Here is a 21,955-nt window from a genome sequence, read left to right as displayed (position 1 = left end):
ACATAGATGGCTGCCGTCGGGCGTAGGCTCGTTTTCGTGACGATCGAGCACTCCGCGCCGACGACCGGCCAGGCAGCGCGCACCGCAACGGCGGCCCCCGAGGGGCGGCGCCTGCTGCGGATCGAGGCGCGCAACGCCGAAACGCCGATCGAGCGCAAACCGCCATGGATCAAGGTCAAGGCCAAGATGGGGCCGGAGTACACCCAGCTGCGTGGGCTCGTCTCGCGCGAAGGGCTGCACACCGTCTGCCAGGAGGCCGGCTGCCCCAACATCTACGAGTGCTGGGAAGACCGTGAGGCCACATTCCTCATCGGTGGTGACCAGTGCACCCGGCGCTGCGACTTCTGCCAGATCGACACCGGAAAGCCTGCCGAGTTCGACGCCGACGAGCCGCGTCGCGTCGCCGAGTCGGTGGTCTCGATGGGCCTGCGCTACGCCACCATCACCGGTGTCGCCCGCGACGACCTGCCCGACGGCGGTGCCTGGCTGTACGCCGAGACCGTCCGGCAGATCCACGCCCTCCAGCCCGGCTGCGGCGTCGAGCTGCTGATCCCGGACTTCAACGCCGTCCCCGAGCAGCTCGCCGAGGTCTTCGGCTCCCGCCCGGAGGTGCTGGCGCACAACGTGGAGACCGTGCCGCGCATCTTCAAGCGGATCCGGCCGGCGTTCCGCTACGACCGCTCGCTGGACGTGATCCGGCAGGCGCGCGCCGACGGCCTGGTCACCAAGAGCAACCTCATCCTGGGCATGGGCGAGGAGCGGGCCGAGATCTCCCAGGCGCTGCGTGACCTGCACGAGGCGGGCTGCGAGCTGATCACCATCACGCAGTACCTGCGCCCCACCCCCCGCCACCACCCGGTCACCCGCTGGGTCAAGCCGGAGGAGTTCGTGGAGCTGCGCGAGGAGGCCGAGGAGATCGGCTTCGCCGGGGTGATGAGCGGGCCACTGGTGCGCTCGTCGTACCGGGCCGGCCGGCTCTACAAGCAGGCCCTCGACGCCCGCGCCGCCACCCCGGTCGCCGCCGGCTGACCCGCCGGCAGCGCGCCGCACCACCGCCCGGCAGCCGGATGTCATGATCGTGCGGTGACCGCCGGGGTACGCCAGCAGCCGCGTGGCGCGGGTCGACCGCGCCCAGGGCCGAGTGCGCGCCCCGGCCTGGTCGGCTGGCTCACCGCCTCGGCCCTGCTCGCCGGGATCGGTTACCGGCTCTGGCTGCTGGCCCACTCCACACCGGCCACGAACAGCGACGAGGCCACAATGGGGTTGGGCGCGTTGCACATCGCCCGGGGCGAGGGCTTCCCTGTCTGGTTCTACGGCCAGCAGTACATGGGCACCCTGGAGGCGTACCTCGCCGCGCCGATCTTCGCGCTGGCCGGTGGGCCTTCAGTGCTCGGCCTGCGGCTGCCCACCCTGGCGCTGTACGCGCTGTTCCTGCTGCTGGCGTGGCGCCTGACGCTGCGGCTGACCGGGGACCGCTGGTTCGGGTTGTTGGTGGTGGCGCTGCTGGCTCTCGGCTCCGACCGGATCGTCAAGAACCAGCTGATCGCCGGCGGCGGCTACCCGGAGATGAACGCGGCAGGAGTCGCGCTGGCACTGCTCGCCGTGGGCCTGGCCGCCGGTCGGCCGGGGCGGCGCCTCGCCCGCTGGGCGCTCTGGGGGTTCCTGGCCGGCCTGATGCTCTGGGTCGACCCGCTCGTGCTGCCGTACGTCGCGGCGACCGGGGCGGTACTCGTCGGGTTCTGCCACCGGGAGCTGCGCGGGCGGGCCGGTGCGCTGCTCGGATCCGCCGCCGTGCTGGGGGCGGCCCCGCTGCTGCTGCACAGCCTGGTGAACGGACGAAATCCCCTTCGCGCCGTGCTCGCCGCCAGTGGCGCGAACGCCTCCGCCGACTGGGCCGACCGGCTGCACGGGGGCCTGGTGCTCGGCCCCCCGCTGGGCATGGGCTTCTGCGCTCCCGGTTCGTGCGCCACCTGGCAGTTGTGGTGGGCGCTCGCGCTGCCGGTGCTGCTGGCCGTCGCCGCCGCCACGGCCTGGCGGGCGCTGCGTCGACCGGCCGACCCGGCACCTCGGGCCGCTGCCGCGACGCGGCTGGCGCTCGTGCTGGCCGCCGTGGCGACCCTCGGCGCGTACACGGTGAGCAGTGCCGCCGGGCTCACCCCGGTGGAGAGTTCCCGCTACCTGTCCTGCCTGCTCATCTCCCTGCCCGCGCTGCTGTGGCCAGTGTGGACGGCTGCCCGACGCGGCCTGGCCACGGACCGGGGCGGCGTCGGGTCGGCGCTGGTCCGGCCGGTCGCTGTGGCGGTGCTCGTCGCCACGCTGGGCACCGCCGTCCACGCCACCTGGCGGGCCGCACAGACCGTCCCGCCGACCCGGGCGGCCGAGGCCCGGCACGCCGAGCTGGTGAGCACGCTGCGTCAGCTCGGCGTACGACACGTCCGGGCCGGCTACTGGACCTGCAACAGGCTCACCTTCGCCAGCGCGGAGGACGTCGTCTGCGCCGTCGTCGACGACACTCTGCACCCCGGATTCGACCGCTATCCCGCGTACCGCCGAGAGGTCGAGCGCGCGGCGACGGCGGCGTTGGTGGCGCCGACCGGATCGCCGCTGGCGGCCCGGCTCGACGAACGTCTCCGCGCGGCTCCGGGCAGCCTGGAGCTGGTCACCGTCGACGGCTGGCGGATCTACCTGCCCCGCGCCTGAACACCCGGCCCAGTCGTCCTCCTGGGACTCCCTGCCGGTCCGCTCTGACCGACTACCGGCGGTGGGTCACCGAGCACGGCAGCGATGCGAAGCCGCGCTGGTTCGGGGAGTGCACCCGCCGGGCGTTGGCGAAGTCGATCTCATAGTCGGAGAAGACCGCGCCGGCCTCCTCCAGGGCGATCGTCATCTCGATCCGTGCCAGCGGAGCGCCCAGGCAGTGATGCGGCCCGCGACCATAGCTGATCATCTTCGACGTGTCGCGGTCGAGGTCGAACCTGTCAGGGTCGGGAAACACCCGCTCGTCCCGGTTGGCCGACCCGAGCAGGACCGCGATCCGGGAACCGGCTTCCAGCCGGGTGCCGTGGATCACCCGGTCCTCGGTGAGGGACCGGACCGTCATCTGGTTGCCGGAGTCGTACCGGAGGGCCTCGCTGGCCCAGTCCTCGGCGCGACCGTTGAGGCCGGCCTGCGCGACGTCCGGGTGCAACGCACCATGGAGCCACGCGTTGCCGATCGTCTTGCCCGTCGACTCGTTTCCGGCGCTGACGACGAGGAACAGGAACGCGACGACCTCCGCGTCGGTGAGCTTCGCCCCGCCGACCTCCGACTGGATGACCTGGGAGGTCAGATTGTCGCGCGGTTGACGGCGCAGATCGGTGATCAGTCCCACGAAGTACTGGGCCAGCCGCAGTGCCGCCCGGACCGAGTTCTCACCTCGCTCGTCCGACCCGTCCACCCGCTGGTTGAGCTCGTCGGTGTCGGCTCGCAGCTGGTCCCAGTCCTCAGGTGGTACGCCGAGCATCTCGCACACCACGTCGTTGGGCAGCGCGGCGGCGTAGTCGGAGGCGAAGTCGAAGGTGCGCTGGTCGCGCAGCGGCTCCAACCGGGCGCGGGCCAACTCGCGGATGCGTGGTTCCAGTCTGGCCACGTGACGCGGGGTGAAGGCGCTGGACGCCAGCCGGCGGTAGGCACCGTGCTCGGGTGGGTCCATGGCGTGGAACAGGATCCGGTTCGCCGCCTGCGGATCCCACAGCTCCGGCTCGAGGGAGATGCCGTTGCGGATGGAGAACAGGGCGGAGCGGCTCAGTGCCAACTCCACGTCCTCGTACCGCGACAGCGCCCAGAAGTCGCGGCGCTCGTTGCGGTACAGCGGCGCGTTGGCCCGCATCCAGGCGTACGTGGGATACGGGTCCTCGTGCATCCGGTAGTCGAACGGGTCGTAGGCCGGTGGCGTACCGGCACCGAGCACGGAGGCCGACGCGGTCATGTCCAGAACCTAACCGCACCGGTCCCCCGGGCGACTGCCCCTGGATCGCGTGACAGGAGGTGCCGGGCGCCCGTGCGTACGGTCCACCCGTGGGGTACCTGACGAGCACGGCGGCAGACCCGAGTTACGATCCGTTCTCCTACCGCCTGCACGCGGACCCGTACCCGGCCTATGCCTGGATGCGGGAGAACGCGCCCGTCTACCGCAACGAGGAACGGAACTTCTGGGCGCTGTCCCGCTACGACGACGTGCTTGCCGCGTTGCGCAGCCCGGCGCTGTTCTCCAACCGCCACGGCATCTCCCTTGAGCCCGACCTGTGGGGCACGGACGCGACAAAGACCAGCTTCTTCCTCGCGATGGATCCGCCCGACCACGGGCGGCTGCGCCGGCTCGTCGGGAGCGTGTTCAAGCCACGCTGGGTCGCCGGGATGGAGGCCCGGGTGCGCGAGTTGGCGCGGGCCCGGCTCGAACCGTTGCTGGACGTGGAGAGGTTCGACTTCACCGAGTTCGCCGCGGCTCTGCCCAACGACGTGATGTGCGAGATCGTCGGGATACCCGACGACGACCGCGACATGATCCGCGCCGACAACGACGTGCTGAACCACTGTGAGGACGGTGTCGACACGAGGTCGAGCGCCACCGTCGCCGCCGGGTTCCGCCTCGCGGAGTACTACGTCGAGCTGGTCGGCGACCGGCGCCGGAGCCCACGCGACGACCTCACCTCCGCGATGATCGAAGCACGGGTCGACGGCCGGCCGCTCACCGACTCCGAACTCGTCGCCTTCCTCTTCCTCCTGGTCAGCGCCACGAACGAGTCGACGGGCAAACAGATCGGGATCGCGTGGTACCACGGCTGGCGGCTGCCCGAGGTGCGATCGGCGGGCCTGGGCGGCCGTGCCGCCGACTGGTGCAACGAGTCGCTGCGGTACGACTCGGCCAGTCAGATGACGGCGCGCACCCTTACGCAGGAGTCCACGATCCACGGCACGCGGCTCCCCGCGGGCGCGCGGATCGTGCTGCTCCCCGCGTCGGGAAACCGTGACCCGCGGGCATTCTCCGAGCCGGACCGGTTCGACCTGGATCGCGACACGAGCAAGATGATCAGCTTCGGGCACGGACCGCACTTCTGCCTGGGCGCACCGCTCGCGCAGCTGGAGATCACCGTCGCGCTTGAGGAACTGGCGGCGCTCGTGTCGGACTACGAACTCGACATGGACAGGGCGCGATGGATCCACTCCCCGCACCAGCGCGGGTTCGCGTCGTTGCCGTGTACCGTCACCCTCCGTCCCGGGCGGTCCCGCTGACCGGCACCGCCTGCCGCTCGGTCACGCCGCCAGGAACGACCTGAGGCTGCGCACCTGCTCGGCTGTCGCGCGAAAGGCATCCAGGTGGTTGCCGTGTTCGGCCACCACCAGCCGGGCTCCGGGCACGATCTCGGCCAGTCGCCGGGACCCGGCCGGGTGCGCGGTGTCGTCGTCCTCGCTGGTGATCACGAGGCAGGGCTGGTGGACGCCGGCGGCGGTCGGCCGGGAATCCCAGTGCATCGTCGCCGCGGTGAGCTTGGCGTACCGGTAGAAGAGCTCGGTCGTGGCGTACGGCCGGACCACAAGCGGCCCGATCCCCGCGGGCACCCCTGTCATCGGGCCGCTGGTGAGCTTGCCGCGCAGCCAGGCCGCGGTGTCGCGGGACTCGCCACCCAGGTCCATCAGGGCCCGCAGGTTGACCTGGTGGTCGGTCTTCTCCGCGTCGCCGCCCATCTCCAGATCGGCGTGCCAGAGGCTCAGGGAACTGACCAGGTCGGGGCGCTGCGCGGTCGCGGCCAGCGCCACCGATGCACCGGCGCAGAGCCCCATGACGTGCGCCGGGCCGAGGGCCAGCTCGTCGACCACCGCCACCAGGTCCTGCACCTGATGGCTCAGGTCGTACCCCCGCCGGTCGAAGTCCTTCTCGTCCACTATCGGCTCGGTGGTGCCGCGCGTCTGCATGATCACGCAGCGGTACGAGGAGTTGAGTGCCCGCAGCCACGGCAGCGCGATCCGGTAGCTCAGGGAACACGGCGGGGAGATCAGCACGCCCGGGGCGTCTGGCGGGCCGGACTCCACGACCGTGATCACGGTGCCGTTCGCCCGGGGTACGGTCCGTATCCGGTACCCCGCCTCCTCGTCCGCGTGCAGGCGCCGCGCCTGCGCGGCCCCGTCCTCGGGCCGCAGGCCGGCCAGTTCGGGCGCGCGCTGCGCCCGCTGGATCTCCGCGGCCAGGGCGACGACAGCGAAGTCGCGGTCCCGGGCGCTCGACGGTGCGTCGAAGGTGAGGGGAACGTCCAGCGCCCGGCACACGGCGGCGACCAGATCCGGTGCCCTGTCGCAGGTGTCGTCAGGAAGCGCGAACGGGCCGACCTGTCCGGTCAGACCTTCGAGCTGGCGTACGGCCTCGACAAGTGTGGCCAGCGCGCGGCTGGGGCCCTCGGTCATGGCTGATCGGCCGGCGGTCGCTGCGCCGGTGCTCGCGCGACACGGGCGAGGTTGCGTACCGTGACCGTCCCGCCCAGATCCCGCGGGTCGATGTCCAGGCCGAGCGCACGGCTCGCCTCGGCGACGATCCGGATGATCGACAGGGACGTGCCGCCGTGGTCGGCGAGCTCGTCGTCGGGAGCGACGTCGGGAGTGGACAGCACGTGGCGCGCGATGGCGAGGATCCGGTCGACCCTCTCCTCGTCGGTGCCGTCCAGGCGCAGGTCGCTGATGGCAACACCTCCGGCGCGTCCGACCTCGGTCCGGTTCACCCCGTAACGAAATCCGGTCGCCCCCCGCGCGGGTCAGTCGCCCGTTCCGGTGACTCCACCGAGCTGCCCGGCCGTACCTAGCCTGAACACACGTGCGGCAGTCACTGGGCACTCGGGCTGACCCGCGTCGCTGGGGAACTTCCGCTCTTCGCGAGGATGGTGGCGGAATGCAGGTCTCAGCAGCGCCCTCCGGTCGCCGCTTGCACGAAATCTTCCGGGATCGGGCGCGCGAGGCTCCGGAGCGCATCGCGCTGACCACGACGGACGAGTCCGTCTCCTACGGCGACCTCGACGCGCGCAGCGACCGTCTCGCCGATCACCTCGCTGAACTCGGTGTCGGGCCGGACGTCCTGGTCGGGCTGTGCGTACGGCGCAGCCCGGAGGCCATCGTCGGCATGCTCGGCATCCTGAAGGCCGGCGGCGCGTACGTACCGATCGACCCCAGCTATCCGGCCGAGCGGATCGACTACCTGCTGTCCGACAGCGGTGCGCCGATCGTGGTGGCGGCGAGGAACACCGCCGGCGTCATCGGGGACCGCCACCCGTCGGTCGTGTGGATCGACAGTGACGAGGTGACGTCCGGCCCCGGCGCCGTCCGCCTCGATCCCAGCGGGCACCCGCCGGCGTCCGCCGACAACCTGGCGTACGTCATCTACACCTCCGGCTCGACCGGGACGCCGAAGGGCGTGACTGTCGAGCACCGCAATGTGGTGCGCCTGTTCGAGCAGACCGATCCGTGGTTCGCGTTCGACGATCGCGACACCTGGTCGTTGTTCCACTCGATCAGCTTCGACTTCTCCGTGTGGGAGATCTGGGGCGCGCTGCTGCACGGCGGGCGACTGGTCCTGATGCCCGAGGCGAGCACCCGCTCACCCTCGTTGCTGGTCTCGCTGCTGCGCTCCGAGCGGGTGACAGTCCTGAACCAGACCCCTTCGGCGTTCCACCAGTTGCTGTTCTCGGCGAGCCAGGGTGCCGACACGGCCGGTCTCTCCCTGCGACTGGTGATCTTCGGTGGGGAGCGGCTGGAGCCCCGGCAACTGGCGCCCTGGATCGAGCGGCACGGCGACGAGCGACCGCAGCTCGTCAACATGTACGGCATCACCGAGACCACTGTGCACTGCACCTACCGGCGGATCACCGGTGCCGACCTGGACACGACAGGCGTGAGTGTGATCGGCGTACCCATTCCGGATCTGCGTGTGCACGTCCTGGACGACGACGGCCGTCCGGTACCGGACGGCAAGCCGGGCGAGATGTACATCGCCGGCGGCGGGGTGGCCCGCGGCTACCTGAACCGCCCCGACCTCACCGCGCAACGGTTCGTCTCCTCGATGGCGGAACTCGGCGAGCAGCGCCTGTACCGCACCGGCGACGTCGGGGTACGCCTTCCCGGCGGCGAGCTGGCCTACCTCGGCCGGGTGGACGACCAGCTGAAGATCCGGGGCTACCGGATCGAACCAGGTGAGATCGAACAGTGCCTGGCCCAGGTGCCCGGCGTCGGGCGGGCAGTCGTCGTGGCGCGGGACTTCGGCCAGGGCGACGTGCGGCTGGTCGCGCACCTGCTGCCGGCGCGCGGAACGGACGCCGACGACGGCCTGGCCGCCGCCGCCGAGCGTCACGCCGTCCGGAGTCTGCCGAGGCACCTTCGGCCGTCCCTCTACAAGGTCGTCACGGAGATTCCGATGACGCTGCAAGGAAAGGTGGATCGCGATGCACTCGGACAGTGATCTGCCTGATGCCACGGTGAGTGACATCAGGCAGACGATCAGCAACATCACACGAACCGTGCTGGAACGCGACGTCGACCCGGCCGTCGACATGTTCGACCAGGGCGCCACGTCTCTGGCCTTCATCCGCATCGTGGCCGAGATCAACGAGCGGTACGGCATCACCGCGGATGTCGCGGAACTGGAGGAGGCGAGCGTCGACGAGATGTCCGCGCTCGTGGCACGGCAACTCAACAGTCAGCAACCCGTGACGGCGAGGGATTGACGATGACGAACACGTTGGAACGCAACTTCACGCCGAGCCCGGAAGAGGTCGCCCAGTTCCATCAACGCGGCTACCTCGGACCGTTCAAGGTGTACGAGGAAGACGAGATGCAGCGCCTCTGGAAGCGGGAGCGGCTCCGCCTCATGGACCGCAGCCAGGCTGTCTACGACGAGGGCGACGCCCAGGCGGGCAACACGAACATCGCCAACTACGACCGGCACCTCGACTCGACGTTCCTCGCCGACCACATCTGCCGGCCGGAGATCGTGGACCGGGTCACCGCAGTGCTCGGCCCGAACGTGCTGTGCTGGCGCTCCGAGTTCTTCCCGAAGTACCCCGGCGACGAAGGCACCGACTGGCACCAGGCGGACACGTTCGCGTTCGCGTCGGGCAAGCCCCAGATCGTCTGGCCCGAGGCGGAGAGGGAGTACGGCGGCACCCTCACTGTGTGGACGGCGTTCACCGAGGCCACCGAGGAAACCGCCTGCCTGCAGTTCATCCCCGGCACGCAGCGCACCATGTACTACGACGAGACAAAGGGCATGCACTACCAGCCCGACAAGATCAACGCTCAGCGCAAGGAAGACGGCGTCACCCGCGGCTTCTACGGATACGACTACCGCGAACTGCAGAAGGACCCCGACTGGAAGCCGCCGGTGGACCAGGCGGTCTCGATGATCATGCGCCCGGGTGAGGCGGTGATGTTCTGGTCGACAATGATGCACGCGTCCAAGCCCCACAGCGCGCCGGACAAGGGAATGCGCCTGGGCTTCGCCGGCCGGTACGTTCCGACCTGTGTGGAGGTCTACCCGGACACCGACGACGTCGACGAGTACGGCGGTCGCGTGAGCCTGCAGGAATACGGCACGGTGCTGGTGGCCGGCGTCGACACGTACACCCACAACCGCAAGGTGACCACCACGACGCGGGGCCACAAGTTCCCGGTTCGGTGAATCGCGACCGGGAACGGCCGGGCTGGTGAACGTCTCCGGCCCGGTCACCGGTCCCCGCCGTCACAGAGAGAGTCGGCCGATGGTGCAAGCGCAGGCGAGGTCGGCGGTGGCGCGGCTCGCGAGATCCGTGCTGTCGGTCCGGCCCCTGGTCGAAGGGCTGGGTGGACCGGTCAGGGTCGTTGCGGAGGGCCGCGACGCCAGCGGCGCACCGACCGGCTGGTCCGCCCGGCAGTGGCACGACGTCGAACAGGTCCTCGGACGGGTCGCCCGGCAGGCCGGCGTCCCGTCGCTCGCCCTGAGCCGCGACGTCGCCTCCGGCGACCTTCAGGTCTTCGAGCGCGTGGTGAGCGACCGCCTGGCCCTGGCGGACCTGGTCGACGCCGTCACGCCTATGCCGGACGGTCTGCTGACCGACATCGACCGGATCACCGCCGAGGCCGTCGCGAACAGCTTCGACGGGTTCTTCAGCCGGCAGAGCACACGCTCGCACGACGGACTCCCGCTCAACGTGTACAGCGCCGGGCCTCCCGGCGAGACTGTCGTCGTCGTACCCGCCTGCGGAATGCCCGCCGCGCTCGCGGAGTCGTGGATGCGCTTCCTGGCGCGGGACCGCCGGGTCCTGGCCTGGGAGAGCCGGGGTCTGTTCGGGGCCGCCGACCACAGTGACGACTACGCCGTCGACACCGCCGCGCAGGCCGCCGACCTGTTCACCGTCATGGACCACTACGGGGTGGCCGACGCGCACGTGGTGGGCCTCTGCGGCGGTGCGGTGATCGGCCTGGCCGCCGCGGCGAGCCGGCCCGAACGGATCCTGTCGCTCAGCCTGTGGCACGGCGCCTACGAGTTCGCCGGCGGCTCGCCGCGAACCCGGTTCCAGAACGACCTGATCGAGCTGATGACCATCGCCGCACACAGCCGGGCCGCCGCGCGGTCGGTCCAGGCAGCCTTCTGGCAGGTGGCGCTCACCAGCACGCCCGCCGAGGTGGCGCATCTGGTGCTGTACCCCTACACCAGCGCCGAACTCTTCTACAGGTACTGCCGGCTCAACGGCGCCCTCGCCCGTACCGACGTGGAGCAGTACCTCACTCACGTCAGACAGCCCACGCTCGTGGTCACGAGCGAGGACGACGAGACCGCGCACCCGCAGGGTTCGCGGCAGCTGGCCGAGGGCCTGCCGAACGCACGCCTGCGGATGGAACCGCACGGCGACCACGCCTCCCTGTTCCACGCCGACAGCACCGCCCTGATGCAGGCGGCCGCCGACTTCATCGCGCATCCGACCACGCGGGGGGACGTGGCCCACGCCTAGCATCGGGTGAATTCTCGTCAATGGAGGACACCATGAGCGACTTCACTGTCAAACCGCTCGGTCCGGACACGTGGGATGCGTTCGCACGGCTCGTCGAGAAGCACAACGGGGTATGGGGCGGCTGCTGGTGCATCTACTTCCACCCCTCCTGTGCCGAGCGGGGACAGGGCGCCGAGGTCAACCGCAGTCTCAAACAGCGGCTGGTCAACGAGGGACGGGCCCACGCCGCACTGGTGTTCGACGATGACGCGGCAGTCGCCTGGTGCGAGTACGGCACGCCTGACGAACTGCCGAACGTCCAGCACGGCAAGCAGTACCTTGCCGAACTCGACATCCTGCCGGACCACCGGATCACCTGCTTCTTCGTCGACCGCGACTACCGTCGCAAAGGCGTGTCCCGGGTCGCGCTCGACGGAGCCCTCAGCCTGATCGCGCAGGGCGGCGGCGGGCTCGTGGAGTCCTACCCCCAGGACACCGCCGGGAAGAAGACCTCGGCCTCCTTCCTCTACAACGCCACGCGCAGCCTGTTCGAGCAGGCGGGATTCGCCTACATCCGGCCCAAGGGCAAGAGCCACTGTGTGATGCGCAAGGAGGTTCCGGCGACGTCTCCGCCGACGAGGCGACATGAACGGTGAGCCGTCCGTCGCGTCGATCACGTGGGCCGCCGAGGTGCTGCGACCCGTGGTACGCCGTACTCCCCTCGATCCGAACGCGCGCCTGAGCGCCGCCGCCGGCGTACCCGTGTGGCTCAAGCGCGAGGATCTCCAGCTGTGCCGCTCGTACAAGGTCCGTGGCGCGTACAACGCGATCGCCTCACTCACCGCGGGCCAGCGCGCCCACGGTGTGGTCTGCGCGAGCGCGGGCAACCACGGACAGGGCGTCGCGTTCACGTGCCGGCAGCTGGCCGTTCCCGGGCGCGTGTTCCTGCCGGCCACTGTGACTCGGCAGAAGCGGGAACGCATCGCGGCGCTCGGCGACGGCGTGGTGCGCACCGTCGTCGTGGCCGGCGCCGACTTCGCCGCCACCACAACCGCCGCGCTGGAGGACTGCGAACGCACCGGTGGCGCCTACGTGCACCCGTTCGACAATCCCGCTGTCGTGGCCGGGCAGGCCACAGTCGCTGTCGAGGTGGTCGAGCAGCTCGGCGGCGGCGTCGGCACGGTGATCGTTCCGGTCGGCGGCGGCGGGCTGGTAGCGGGAATGCTGACGTGGCTCAAGCACAGGCTGCCGGGCGTGACGGTCATCGGCGCCGAACCGGCGGGCGCGGCGAGCATGCGGGCCGCGCTCGACCACGGCGGGCCCACGGCGCTGCGTCCGATCGACACGTTCGTCGACGGCGCCGCCGTTCCGTCGGTAGGGCGGATCGGTTACCGGGTGGTGCGCGACCTGCTGGACGAGTTGGTGTCCGTGCCCGAGGACGCGGTCTGCGCCGAGATGGTCGACCTGTACCAGACCGACGGCATCATCGCCGAACCGGCCGGAGCGCTGGCGAGCGCCGCGTTGCGGATGCCCCTGCGCAGCCCGCTCCGCGGGGCTGTGGTGTGCGTGCTCTCCGGGGGAAACAACGACATCCACCGGTACGGCGAGATCCTCGAACGGACCGGCAGGTACGTCGGGCGCGAGGTGAACCGCCCGCAGCTGGTGACGGGCGGATAGCGCCGGGAGGTCGCCGCATTCGGTGACGTGTTCCGGTCGGGCCGGCCCTTCAGGATCAAGTGCACGAGTCGGGCCCGTACGCAGGCCAACGCGGGAGGATGGTTCACACATTGGCCCCGGACAGGGTCGCAGTCGTCATGGGAGGAAACCGCGGACTCGGCCTGGAGCTGGTCCGGCGGCTAGCCGCGCTGGACATGCGCGTGGTGCTCACCTGTCGCGTCGCCGAGGACGGTCGCGCGGCGATCGAACGGTTGGGCGGCCTCGCCGACCGGGTGGCGGTACGCCAGGTGGACGTCAGCGACGCGGACAGCGTCGCCTGGCTCGTGACCTGGGTGAACCGGCGCCTCGGCCGGTGCGATGTGCTGGTGAACAACGCCGACGCGTTGTTCGGCGACGACGCGGCCGCGGCGAGCGTCGACCTGGAACTGGTCCGCCGGACGCTGGAGACCAACCTGTTCGGTCCGTGGCGGCTTGTCCAGGGGGTCCTGCCGTTGATGCGCGCCGCCGGCTACGGACGGATCGTCAACGTCTCGTCCGGGTCGGCCGCCGATCCCCGCGCAGCATGGGCGAGCCGCGTCTCGATGTCCGCCGTCAACGCGCTGACCCGCGTGTTCGCCGACGAGCTGGCCGGCGACGGGATCCTGGTCAACGCGTGCTGCCCGGAGGCAGGCGCCGACCAGGCCGGCGGTAGTGGGCCGCTGGACGCCTCGACGTCAGCCGACACCGCGGTATGGCTCGCCACCCTGCCGGACGACGGTCCGACCGGACGGCTCTGGCGCGGCCGGAGCCCGATCGACTCCTGACCGCGCCGGAGTCACCGGCCGGCCGGACCGGACGGGGACGTGGGCAGGCGGAACGGGCGCCCGGTCGTGGTGTGCGTGGCGATGCGGTTGTGGTCGTAGCGGTTCTCGCCACTGACCAGAACGGCGCCGTACCGGTCGAGGCTCACGGTTCCCCCGTACTCCTCCACCACGTCGGTGTCCGGGTAGACGTGCACGGAGGTCGGCACGTACCGGGCTGCGAAGCCGAGCCGCATCGCGTCGGTCTTGCCGGAGTGCGGGTACGACGCGTGCATCAGCGTCGACCAGAACATCACCGCCTCGCCCGGCCGCATGACCATCGGCACGGCCTTGGACTCGTCCGGCCGGAAGTCCGGGTCGACCTGGAGCTGCCGGTAGTCGTAGCCGAAGAAACCGCGCTTCTTGCCGCTCTTCGTCGCGTTGTTGATCGTGTCCGGCGAGTACTCCATCACCTTGGACTCGTCGTAGTTCATCCGCGTGTACGAGCCGGGGATGAACTCGAGGCAGCCGTTGTCGGTCGTGGCCTCGGTGAAGGCCGTCCAGACCGTGATGGTGCCACCGAACTCGGCGTCCTCGGGCCAGACGATCTGCGGCTTGCCGGAAGCGTTCGCGAACGTGTCGGCCTGGTGCCAGTCGGTGCCCTCGTCGCCGGGGTACTTCGGGAAGAACTCGGTACGCCAGCACAGCACGTCCGGCCCGATCACGCTTGCCACCCGGTCGGTGATCCGCGGGTCGGTGACCAGGTCGGCAAGGAAGCCGTTGTCCAGGTGCCTGTCGTAGTTGGAGATGTTGGTGTTGCCCGACACCGCCGTGTTCTCGGGGTAGACGGCGTTGCGCCGATCCAGCACGGACAGCCGCTCCGACCGCCAGGTGCGCACCATCTCGTCCTCGTCCAGGACGCGGAACGGGCCGAAGAAGCCCTGCCGCCAGAACGTCTCCTGCTGCTCGTCGGTGAGCGCGAACTGTGCGCGGGCGATGTCGGTCATGGCTGCTCGCTCATTTCGGTAGGGGGGCATCGGGCAACGAGTCCGGGTCGTACTCACCGTCGACGGTGAGCGGGAGCCGGGCGACCACGACGGTCCGCTTGGGGATCAGGTGCTCCGGCAGCCGCGTGACAAGGTGCTGGCGCAGGCGGCCGAGGTCGACGGTGCCGACGACGTACGCGGTCGCCGATCCGTCCACCAGCGCGTCGTCCACGTCGGGCAGGTCGCGCAGGGCCGTGAGCGTCTCCAGCGGATCGGCGAACGGTGCGGACGCCGGCCCACCGCCGGCGAAGTCGAGCACGCCGTCGGGCCGCCGTCGGGCCAGCTGACCGGTGGTCAGCTCGCCGACGTGGAGTTCGCCCACCTCGCCGACGGCCGCCGGCCGCCCGGCCCGGTTGCGTACGTCCAACGCGCCGGCCAGTTCCGTGCCGATCGGTACGCGCAGCGGGGCCGTGGCCGCCGTCCATGTCGCCGGGACGGGGTAGCCGGCCAGCGGTCGGCCCGTCGGCGGTCCGCAGTAGACGCCGACCACCTGGCAGCCGGGTGCCAGCGGCCGGAGCCGCTCCACGTCCTGTGCGGTCAGGTCACCACGGTTGGCCACGAACGCGTACCGCAGGTGCGGCAGCGCCGCCTGCGCCAGGTGCGAGGTCAGCGCCCGCAGCGACGGCGGGGTGAGGTACACAGCTGTCACGGCTGTGGTCCGTAGCCAGTCCAGCAACGCATCGGGCTCGTCGTCGGCCGGCAGATGCAGCACAGCCCCGGCGGCCACCGCCGAGGACAGCGCCGACGCCGCGAGACCGGGCGGGCCGGACACGACGGCGAGCCGGTCCTCGCCCGTCAGGCCGAACCGATCGACAGCCCAGTCGGCGGGCTCGGCGGTGCCGGCCGCGTCCGTGTCGGCGGTTTGCCGGAGCGCGGCGATCAGTGCCGCCAGCCTGCTGCCGGCAGCCGGGCGATCCGGTCCGGCCGGATCGGCGACCGCGTCCGCGAGCTGCCGGTCGGTCCACTCCCGGTCCCCGTCGACAACCGCGACGCGGTCCGGCGCCCGCTCCGCCCGAGGCTCCCCGACGGTACGAGGCTCGGCGGCCACTGTCGCGGCCGGACCAACGGCGGCCGGTGAGCCGGACAGCTCGTAGTCGAGGATGCCGCCTGTCGGATCGGCGGCCACCGCAGGCAGCAACGCGGCGATCTGGTCCAGGAACGCCTGCATCGCCGCGGCGTCGTACCGGTCGGCGTGGTAGAGCAGTTCGAGCCGGAACTCGCCGGTGCCGTCCCCGCCCTCGTGCACGTTCAGGTTGAGATCGACCTTGCCCGGCTGGGGTGGCGGTTCCACGCCCTCCACCTCGACGCCGGGCAGCCGGAACCTGCCCTCGGCCGTGTCGATTATGCTCACGAGCGTCTGGAACAACGGCGTACGCGACGGGTCGCGAACCACCGGCAGCTCGCGGAGCAGGAGGTTGATCTGCGTTTCGCCGTGGTTGACGCAGTCGTCGATGCACGCCCGGCGGACCCGGCGCAGCAGCTCGTCGAAGCCGGGAGCGCCGCCGAGGTCGATCCGCACCGGGACGGTGTTGACGAACAGTCCGAGCAGCGCGTCCACCCCGGCGTCGCGGCGGGTGTTCACCGCGACGCCGATGACCAGGTCGTCCTGGCCGGACCAGCGGTGCAGCACGGTGGAGAACAGCGCGACAGTGGCCATGAACGGCGTCACCTCGTGCTCCCGGCACAGCCGCCTCAACGCCGCGGCGTCGGCGGAGCCCAGCGTTGCCCGGACCCGGCCACCGACAGCGCCCTGAGCCGGCGATCGACGGCGTGCCGTCGGCAGGTCCACCGCCGCCGGCGCCCCGGCCAGCCGGTCGCGCCAGTAGTCGACCTGGGCCGCGCGCCGCTCGGCGGTCAGCCACCGTCGCTGCCATGCGGCGTAGTCCCCGTACTGGACGCGCAGGGCTGGCAGCTCGGCGGCTGCGGTGTCCCCGCCGACCGCGTACAGGGCGGACAGCTCGCGCAGGAACAGGCCTACCGACCACGCGTCGGAGATGACGTGGTGGATCGTGATGCTCACCAGGTGATCGGTGTCGCTCTGGCGAACCAGCAGGCAGCGGAACAACGGTCCCCGAGCGAGGTCGAACGGCGTGGCCGCCTGGTCGTCCGCGAGCCGCTCGGCCACCTCCGGCCGGTCGGCGTCGGCCCGGTCGATCCGCCAGGCCGGGTCGGGCGGCGCCACGTGTGGCACGGCCTGGCCGCGGACCACCGGGAACGTCGTCCGAAGGATCTCGTGCCGGTCGACGATCGCCCGGACACTGCGCTCCAGCGCCGCGACGTCAAGCGCTCCGCGCAGCCGCAGGCGGCCGTGCACGTGGTAGGCGGCACCGGGCCGGATCTGGGATTCCAGCCACAACCGCTCCTGGTCGAACGAGAGGACCGGTGGTTCGTCAGCCGGCCGTGGCGACACCTCCGGGCGGTCGGTCGGGTCCGGCGGGCCTTCCGCCGGTGCGGGCAGCGCTGCCGCCAGGTCGGACAGGCGCGAGTTCTCGAACACCAGCCGCAGCGGCAGTGACGAGCCGGCCCGCGCGCGCAGCCGGCCGAGCACCTGACCGGCCAGCAGGGAGTCCCCGCCGAGGTCGAAGAAGTCGTCGTCCCGCCCGACGCGGTCGAGTTCGAGAACCTGCTGCCACACCTCGGCGACCAGTTCCTCGTCGGCGCCGCGCGGCGGATCGCTCTGGGCACCACTTGTCGGATCGGCCGGCGGCGGCAACGCCAGACGATCGACCTTTCCATTAGGTGTGTGCGGCAGTTCGTCGAGCACCACCAGGCTGCCCGGGACCATGACGACCGGCAGCGTCCGGCGCAGGTATGCCCGCACCCCGTCCAGGTCGATGCCGTCTGCTGGGCGCGCCACCAGGTAGCCGACCAGACGGTCGCCGTACAGCGCGACCACAGCGTCGCGGACGTCGGGATGGTTCTGCAGCGTGGTCTCCACCTCGCCGAGTTCGATCCGCTGCCCCCGCACCTTGACCTGGAAGTCCTGCCGACCCAGGTAGAGCAGGGCACCGTCGGAGCGGTAGCGCACCAGGTCGCCGGTCCGGTACATGCGGTCGCCGGGCGCTGTCGCGAACGGGTCGGCGACGTACCGGGCGGCGGTCAGCCCGGACCGGTTGATGTAGCCGCGGCTCAAGCCACGCCCGGCCAGGTACAGCTCCCCGACCGCGCCGACCGGCACCTGACGCAACGCCCGGTCCAGGACGTACGCGCGCGCGTCCGGCAGCAGCGCGCCGATCGGAGGCGGCTGCTCGCCGGGCCGGAGCCGGGCGTACGTCGAGTAGGTGGTGTCCTCGGTCGGACCGTAGAGGTTGATCACGGCCTCGATGTGCCCTGTGGCGTAGAGGTCGTCCACAAGGGTCCCGGTGATCGCCTCGCCGCCCAGGCCCACCACCCGCACACTGCGGGGCAGGGCCTCCACCTCGACGAGCGCCTTCGCGGCAGACGGTACGACGCTCATCATCGTCACGTCCGGTACGTCGGCGAGCAGCGAGAGGGCGTTGTCGACGATCACCGCGGTGCCGCCCGCACACAGCGGCGCGAAGAACTCGGGAACCGACACGTCGAAGCAGATCGACGTGGACGCGAGCACCCGGGACAGGTGGGCCGGCGCGAACGTCCGCCGGACCCAGGTCACCATCGTCACCGCGCTGTCGTGGGTGAGCAGCACGCCCTTCGGCATGCCGGTCGAACCCGACGTGTACAGCACGTACGCCGAGGCGTCGGGTGGCACCGGCGGCCCGTCCACAGCGGACACCGGCCGCTCGTCGAGCGCGGCCAGCTCTGCGGCGGTCACCACCATCCGGGCCGCGCTGTCCTGGAGCATGAAGGCCGTACGGTCGGCCGGGTAGGCGGGATCGAGCGGAAGGTACGCCGCCCCGGCCTTGAGGATGCCCAGCATCGCCACGGCCAGGTCGACGGACCGGCCGAGCCGGATGCCGACCATGTCCCCGGCGCACACCGCCCGGTCCCGCAGGTAGTGGGCCATCTGGTTGGAGCGCTCGTCGAGCTGCCGATAGGTAAGCGTTCGACGGGAGTCCTGGACGGCGACAGCGTCGGGCGTGCGGGCTACCTGCTGGGTGAACGCATCGTGCAGGGTGAGTGGCGGGTCACCGGCGGCCGGACCGCGCCCCCACCGGTCGAGCAGCGCGCGGTCCGTGTCGGTGAGCGTGTCGAGCTGGTCGACCGGCAGATCCGGTTCGGCCAGCGCCCGGGCCAGCAGGACCGGCAGCCGCTCGGCCATCCGGGCTGCCGTCACCGGGTCGAAGAGTTCGGTCCGGTAGTCCCAGCTGCCCCACAGCCGGCCCCGCGCCCGCCACAGGTGGAGGTCCACGTCGTAGCGCAGGCCGGGCCGCCCGACCGTCACCCGTTCGAGGGGCGCGCCGGCCAGTGTCGGTTCGCCCGTCTCCCCGTGGAAGACCAGGCTGGCGGAGACCAGGGACCCGTCGAGGCTCCGGCCCGGCGCCAACGCCGCGACCACGTCCTCGAAGGCCACCCCGCGGTGGGCGAAGCCGGCCAGGAAGCTGTCCCGGGCACGCCGGACCAGCTCCCGGAACGATGGACGGCCGCTCAGGTCGGCCCGGAACACGACCAGGTCGGCGAGCAGGCCCACAGCGCCGTGCCGGCCCCGTCCCGACCGTCCGGCCTCGGGGAAACCGACAGCGAAGTCGTCCTGTCCGCTGTGCTCACCGAGCAGGAGCTGGAACGCCGCCAGCAGGACCATGAACACAGTGGCCCGCTCGGTCTGTCCCAGTCGCTCGGCTGCCGCGACGACGTCCGGTCCGATGGTCAGCGGTATCGAGTCCGCGGCGAACGTCGGCCGCGGCGGGCTCCCGTGGTCGGCCGGCAGGTCGAGTTCCGGCAGGTTGGCCAGCCGTTCCCGCCAGTAGTCAAGCGCCCCGGGGCGGGGCGGCGCGGGGTCGGGGCTGGGCACCGTGTCGCCCGGCCCGCCGGTCAGCTCGCCGCGGTACGCGCGGTCGAGCTCGGTGAGGAGCACGCGCATCGAGCCGCCGTCGCAGACCAGGTGGTGCGCGACGAACACGAGCAGGCGCTCGTTGTCGGTCAACCGGAGGACGTGTACCCGGACCAGGGGCCCGTTCGCGATGTCGAACGGTTCGGTGACGAGCCGCCGCGCATGTTCGAAGGCGGCGACCGCGCGCTGCGCCGGCTCCAGGTGGGTCAGGTCCGTCCGTTCGGCCCGCAGCGTCGTCCAGTCGTGCACGATCCGGGCCGGACCACGGCCGTTGGCGTCCGTGAACGTGCTGCGCAGGGCCGGGTGCCGGCGGAGCACGACGGACAGCGCGTCGTCGAGCCGGTCCTCGTCGAGTGCGCCGGTGTGCCTGGCGACGTGCTGCAGGTTGAAGACCGCGGTGCCCGGGTAGAGCCGTTCGAAGACGAGGACGCCCCGCTGCGCTGTCGACACCGGGGCCGGGCCGGGCCGGGTCGCCGGCGCGGGATCGCCGGAGCGCCAGCGCTTGACGAGGTGCCGCCCGACCGCAGGTTCCATCACGAGACGCTCGCGTGGCTGTCGATCGCGGCGAGCCGCTCGCGGACCTGACCCGGTGTGCTGCCCTCGCTCAGCCACCGGTCCATCAGCGCGTCCGCGACGGCACGCGGTGTGGTGGCGGCGAGGACCGTTTCGAAGGGCACGTCCAGACCCACTGTGTCGCCCAGCACGTCGGCGGCCTCGCCCGCGCGCACCGAGTCCACGCCCAGGTCCACGAGGCGATCGGTCGGTCGGCACTCGTCGACGTCGCACAGTTCGGCGACGATGCCGCAGATCACGCCGGCCAGGGCGGCGACCGCGGCGTCGCGGTCCCGCCGTTGGGCCAGCGCACCGAGCAGGGCCGGGTCGGCGACCACCGAGCCGTCGTACGCTCCCGCCAGCAGGGCATCGCGGCAGTTGGCCCGGCGTACCTTGCCGCTCGACGTACGCGGCACCGATCGCGGTGGCACCAGCGCGACGGCGCCCAGCCGCAGGCCGGTCCGCGCCAGCACCTCGGCCCGCACGTCCCCGACGAGGGCCGGGGCGGGCCGGCCCCGCACCTCCAGCACGAGGCAGGCGAACGGCTCGGGTTCGATGTCGACAAGGAACGCGGCGGCCGTGCCGACGGCCTTGCCGGCCGCGTCCAGGGCCGCCGCCTCCACGTCGATCGCGTGGTGGTTGACGCCGCGGAGAACGATGACGTCCTTCTTCCGCCCGGTCACGAACAGCTCGCCGCCGGCCCGGTAGCCCAGGTCGCCGGTGCGCAGGTAACGGACACCGTCGAGGTCGCCGAACAGGTCGTCCTGGTCGCGGCCGGACAGGTAACCAGGCGTGATGTGGGGTCCCGCCACCCAGATCTCACCCTCGTCGCCGTCGCCCACAGGGCTCAGACCCTCCGGATCGACCACAGCGATCCGCTGGCCGGGCACCGGCGTCCCACAACTGACCGGACCGGGGGCCGGCCGCCAGTGGCCGGCGCTTACCATCAGTGTCGCCTCGGCCAGCCCGTAGCAGGGCAGGAACGCCTCGGGACGGAACCCGACCGGGGCGAAGGTCTCGGCGAACTCGGTGAGCGTGCGGTGCCGGACCGCCTCGCCACCGTTGAAGGCCACCCGCCATCCCGACAGGTCCAGTCCGGCGAGCGCCTCCGGCCCGCGCAGGCGCGCCCGGCGTACGCACAGGGCGTACGCGAAGTCCGGCCCGCCGCTGGCCGTCGCACCGCTCTCGGTCACCTGCCGAAGCCACCACAGCGGCGACTTGAGGAAGTCACCCGGCGGCATGATGCGGATCGTGATGCCCGCCCCGACCGGGGTCAGCAGGCCGCCGATGAGGCCCATGTCGTGGTAGGGCGGTAGCCAGACCAGCCCGCGAGCGGACTCGGTCAGCTGGAACCGGTCGGCGATGCCCGCGACGTTCGCAAGGACGCTGTCGTGCCGGACCAGCACACCGCGCGGCTTCCCGGTGCTGCCCGACGTGTACTGCACGATCGCCACATCCGTCGCAGCGCTCCGGCCCTGCCTGCTCCACGGCCCGCCGTCCGCCTCCGAACCGGGCACTGTCAGCGCCGCCGGCACCGCCGCCAGTTCCGGATGCGTCTGCTCCGCGATCACGACCGACGGGCGGGCGTCGGCCACGATGCCGTCCAGCCGGCCCCGGTCTGGCCCGCTCGACCCGGGCGGGTAGGCCGGGATCACCGGGCGTCCGGCGAGGAAGGCACCGAAGACCGCCACGGGGTAGTCCAGCCCCGCCGGAACGGCCAGCAGCACCGGACCGTCGTCGCCGCACCCGGCGATCTGCTCGGCCAGGGCGGACGCGCGGGTGGCCACCTGGGCGTAGCTGAGTGCGCTCACCTCGCCGGCGGCATCGACACATTCGTAGGCGACGGCGTCCGGCGTCGATTCGGCCCGGATCAGCAGCACGTCGGCCAAGGACTGGGTGGCCATGCCCAGAACGTATCGGGCCTGCTCGCGCCGTAGCTGTCCCCTAAAG

The 21,955-nt window shown here is 71.5% G+C and carries 16 protein-coding genes; 10 read left to right on the top strand and 6 right to left on the bottom strand.

Going from position 1 to position 21,955, the window contains the following annotated elements; translation table 11 throughout:
• Positions 1-6 precede the first annotated feature (6 nt).
• Positions 7-1,029, top strand: coding sequence for a lipoyl synthase (lipA, locus tag ADK66_RS20860; RefSeq protein ID WP_082377584.1), 1,023 nt, complete (start codon positions 7-9; stop codon positions 1,027-1,029).
• Between the two features lie 54 nt (positions 1,030-1,083).
• Positions 1,084-2,700, top strand: coding sequence for a hypothetical protein (locus ADK66_RS20855; protein WP_053657887.1), 1,617 nt, complete (start codon positions 1,084-1,086; stop codon positions 2,698-2,700).
• 52 nt (positions 2,701-2,752) lie between these two features.
• Here the strand turns inward: ADK66_RS20855 and ADK66_RS20850 are convergent, their stop codons facing one another.
• Complete coding sequence (locus ADK66_RS20850; RefSeq protein WP_053657885.1) at positions 2,753-3,967, bottom strand: cytochrome P450; 1,215 nt, start codon at positions 3,965-3,967, stop codon at positions 2,753-2,755.
• An 89-nt stretch (positions 3,968-4,056) separates the two neighbouring features.
• On the opposite strand from ADK66_RS20850, the gene ADK66_RS20845 reads away from it, so the two are divergent.
• Positions 4,057-5,271, top strand: a complete 1,215-nt coding sequence (locus ADK66_RS20845; RefSeq protein ID WP_197281597.1) for a cytochrome P450 — start codon at positions 4,057-4,059, stop codon at positions 5,269-5,271.
• A 21-nt stretch (positions 5,272-5,292) separates the two neighbouring features.
• Here the strand turns inward: ADK66_RS20845 and ADK66_RS20840 are convergent, their stop codons facing one another.
• The gene (locus tag ADK66_RS20840; protein ID WP_053657883.1) at positions 5,293-6,438 is read right to left on the bottom strand and encodes an alpha/beta fold hydrolase; all 1,146 of its coding nucleotides are present in this window, start codon (positions 6,436-6,438) and stop codon (positions 5,293-5,295) included.
• Positions 6,435-6,749, bottom strand: coding sequence for an acyl carrier protein (locus ADK66_RS20835; RefSeq protein ID WP_053657881.1), 315 nt, complete (start codon positions 6,747-6,749; stop codon positions 6,435-6,437). Before ADK66_RS20835 ends, ADK66_RS20840 begins: the two co-directional genes overlap by 4 nt.
• A 200-nt stretch (positions 6,750-6,949) precedes the next feature.
• Here ADK66_RS20835 and ADK66_RS20830 point away from each other — a divergent pair, with 200 nt between their 5' ends.
• From ADK66_RS20830 to ADK66_RS20805, 7 genes are all read left to right on the top strand, one after another.
• Positions 6,950-8,476, top strand: a complete 1,527-nt coding sequence (locus ADK66_RS20830) for an amino acid adenylation domain-containing protein (protein WP_231640114.1) — start codon at positions 6,950-6,952, stop codon at positions 8,474-8,476.
• 16 nt (positions 8,477-8,492) lie between these two features.
• Positions 8,493-8,741 carry an acyl carrier protein gene (locus ADK66_RS32350; RefSeq protein ID WP_231640113.1) on the top strand — a complete coding sequence of 83 codons (249 nt, stop codon included), beginning with the start codon at positions 8,493-8,495 and terminating at the stop codon, positions 8,739-8,741.
• 2 nt (positions 8,742-8,743) lie between these two features.
• Complete coding sequence (locus ADK66_RS20825; protein ID WP_157552741.1) at positions 8,744-9,694, top strand: chlorinating enzyme; 951 nt, start codon at positions 8,744-8,746, stop codon at positions 9,692-9,694.
• 79 nt (positions 9,695-9,773) lie between these two features.
• Complete coding sequence (locus tag ADK66_RS20820; RefSeq protein WP_157552737.1) at positions 9,774-11,003, top strand: alpha/beta fold hydrolase; 1,230 nt, start codon at positions 9,774-9,776, stop codon at positions 11,001-11,003.
• A 32-nt stretch (positions 11,004-11,035) separates the two neighbouring features.
• Complete coding sequence (locus tag ADK66_RS20815) at positions 11,036-11,638, top strand: hypothetical protein (protein ID WP_053658299.1); 603 nt, start codon at positions 11,036-11,038, stop codon at positions 11,636-11,638.
• Positions 11,628-12,659, top strand: coding sequence for a pyridoxal-phosphate dependent enzyme (locus ADK66_RS20810; RefSeq protein ID WP_053657877.1), 1,032 nt, complete (start codon positions 11,628-11,630; stop codon positions 12,657-12,659). Before ADK66_RS20815 ends, ADK66_RS20810 begins: the two co-directional genes overlap by 11 nt.
• A 98-nt stretch (positions 12,660-12,757) precedes the next feature.
• Positions 12,758-13,462: an SDR family NAD(P)-dependent oxidoreductase gene (locus tag ADK66_RS20805; RefSeq protein WP_082377582.1), complete on the top strand. Its 705-nt coding sequence runs from the start codon at positions 12,758-12,760 to the stop codon at positions 13,460-13,462.
• Positions 13,463-13,473: 11 nt separating this feature from the next.
• Here ADK66_RS20805 and ADK66_RS20800 read toward each other — a convergent pair whose 3' ends face one another.
• Genes ADK66_RS20800 through ADK66_RS20790 form a run of 3 tightly spaced genes read right to left on the bottom strand, consistent with a single transcriptional unit; the run spans position 13,474 to position 21,909 of the window.
• Positions 13,474-14,445: a chlorinating enzyme gene (locus ADK66_RS20800; RefSeq protein ID WP_053657874.1), complete on the bottom strand. Its 972-nt coding sequence runs from the start codon at positions 14,443-14,445 to the stop codon at positions 13,474-13,476.
• 10 nt (positions 14,446-14,455) lie between these two features.
• The gene (locus tag ADK66_RS20795; protein WP_053657872.1) at positions 14,456-19,987 is read right to left on the bottom strand and encodes a non-ribosomal peptide synthetase; all 5,532 of its coding nucleotides are present in this window, start codon (positions 19,985-19,987) and stop codon (positions 14,456-14,458) included.
• A complete protein-coding gene (locus tag ADK66_RS20790; RefSeq protein ID WP_053657870.1) occupies positions 19,987-21,909 on the bottom strand; it encodes an AMP-binding protein in 1,923 nt (640 codons plus the stop codon). The genes ADK66_RS20795 and ADK66_RS20790 overlap by 1 nt, the downstream gene beginning before the upstream one ends.
• Between the last annotated feature and the right edge of the window lie 46 nt (positions 21,910-21,955).

This window comes from Micromonospora sp. NRRL B-16802 (assembly GCF_001279555.1).
GTDB lineage: Bacteria > Actinomycetota > Actinomycetes > Mycobacteriales > Micromonosporaceae > Micromonospora > Micromonospora profundi.
Note: the sequence above shows the minus strand (reverse complement) of the source record. Positions and strands in the feature narration are given on the sequence as shown.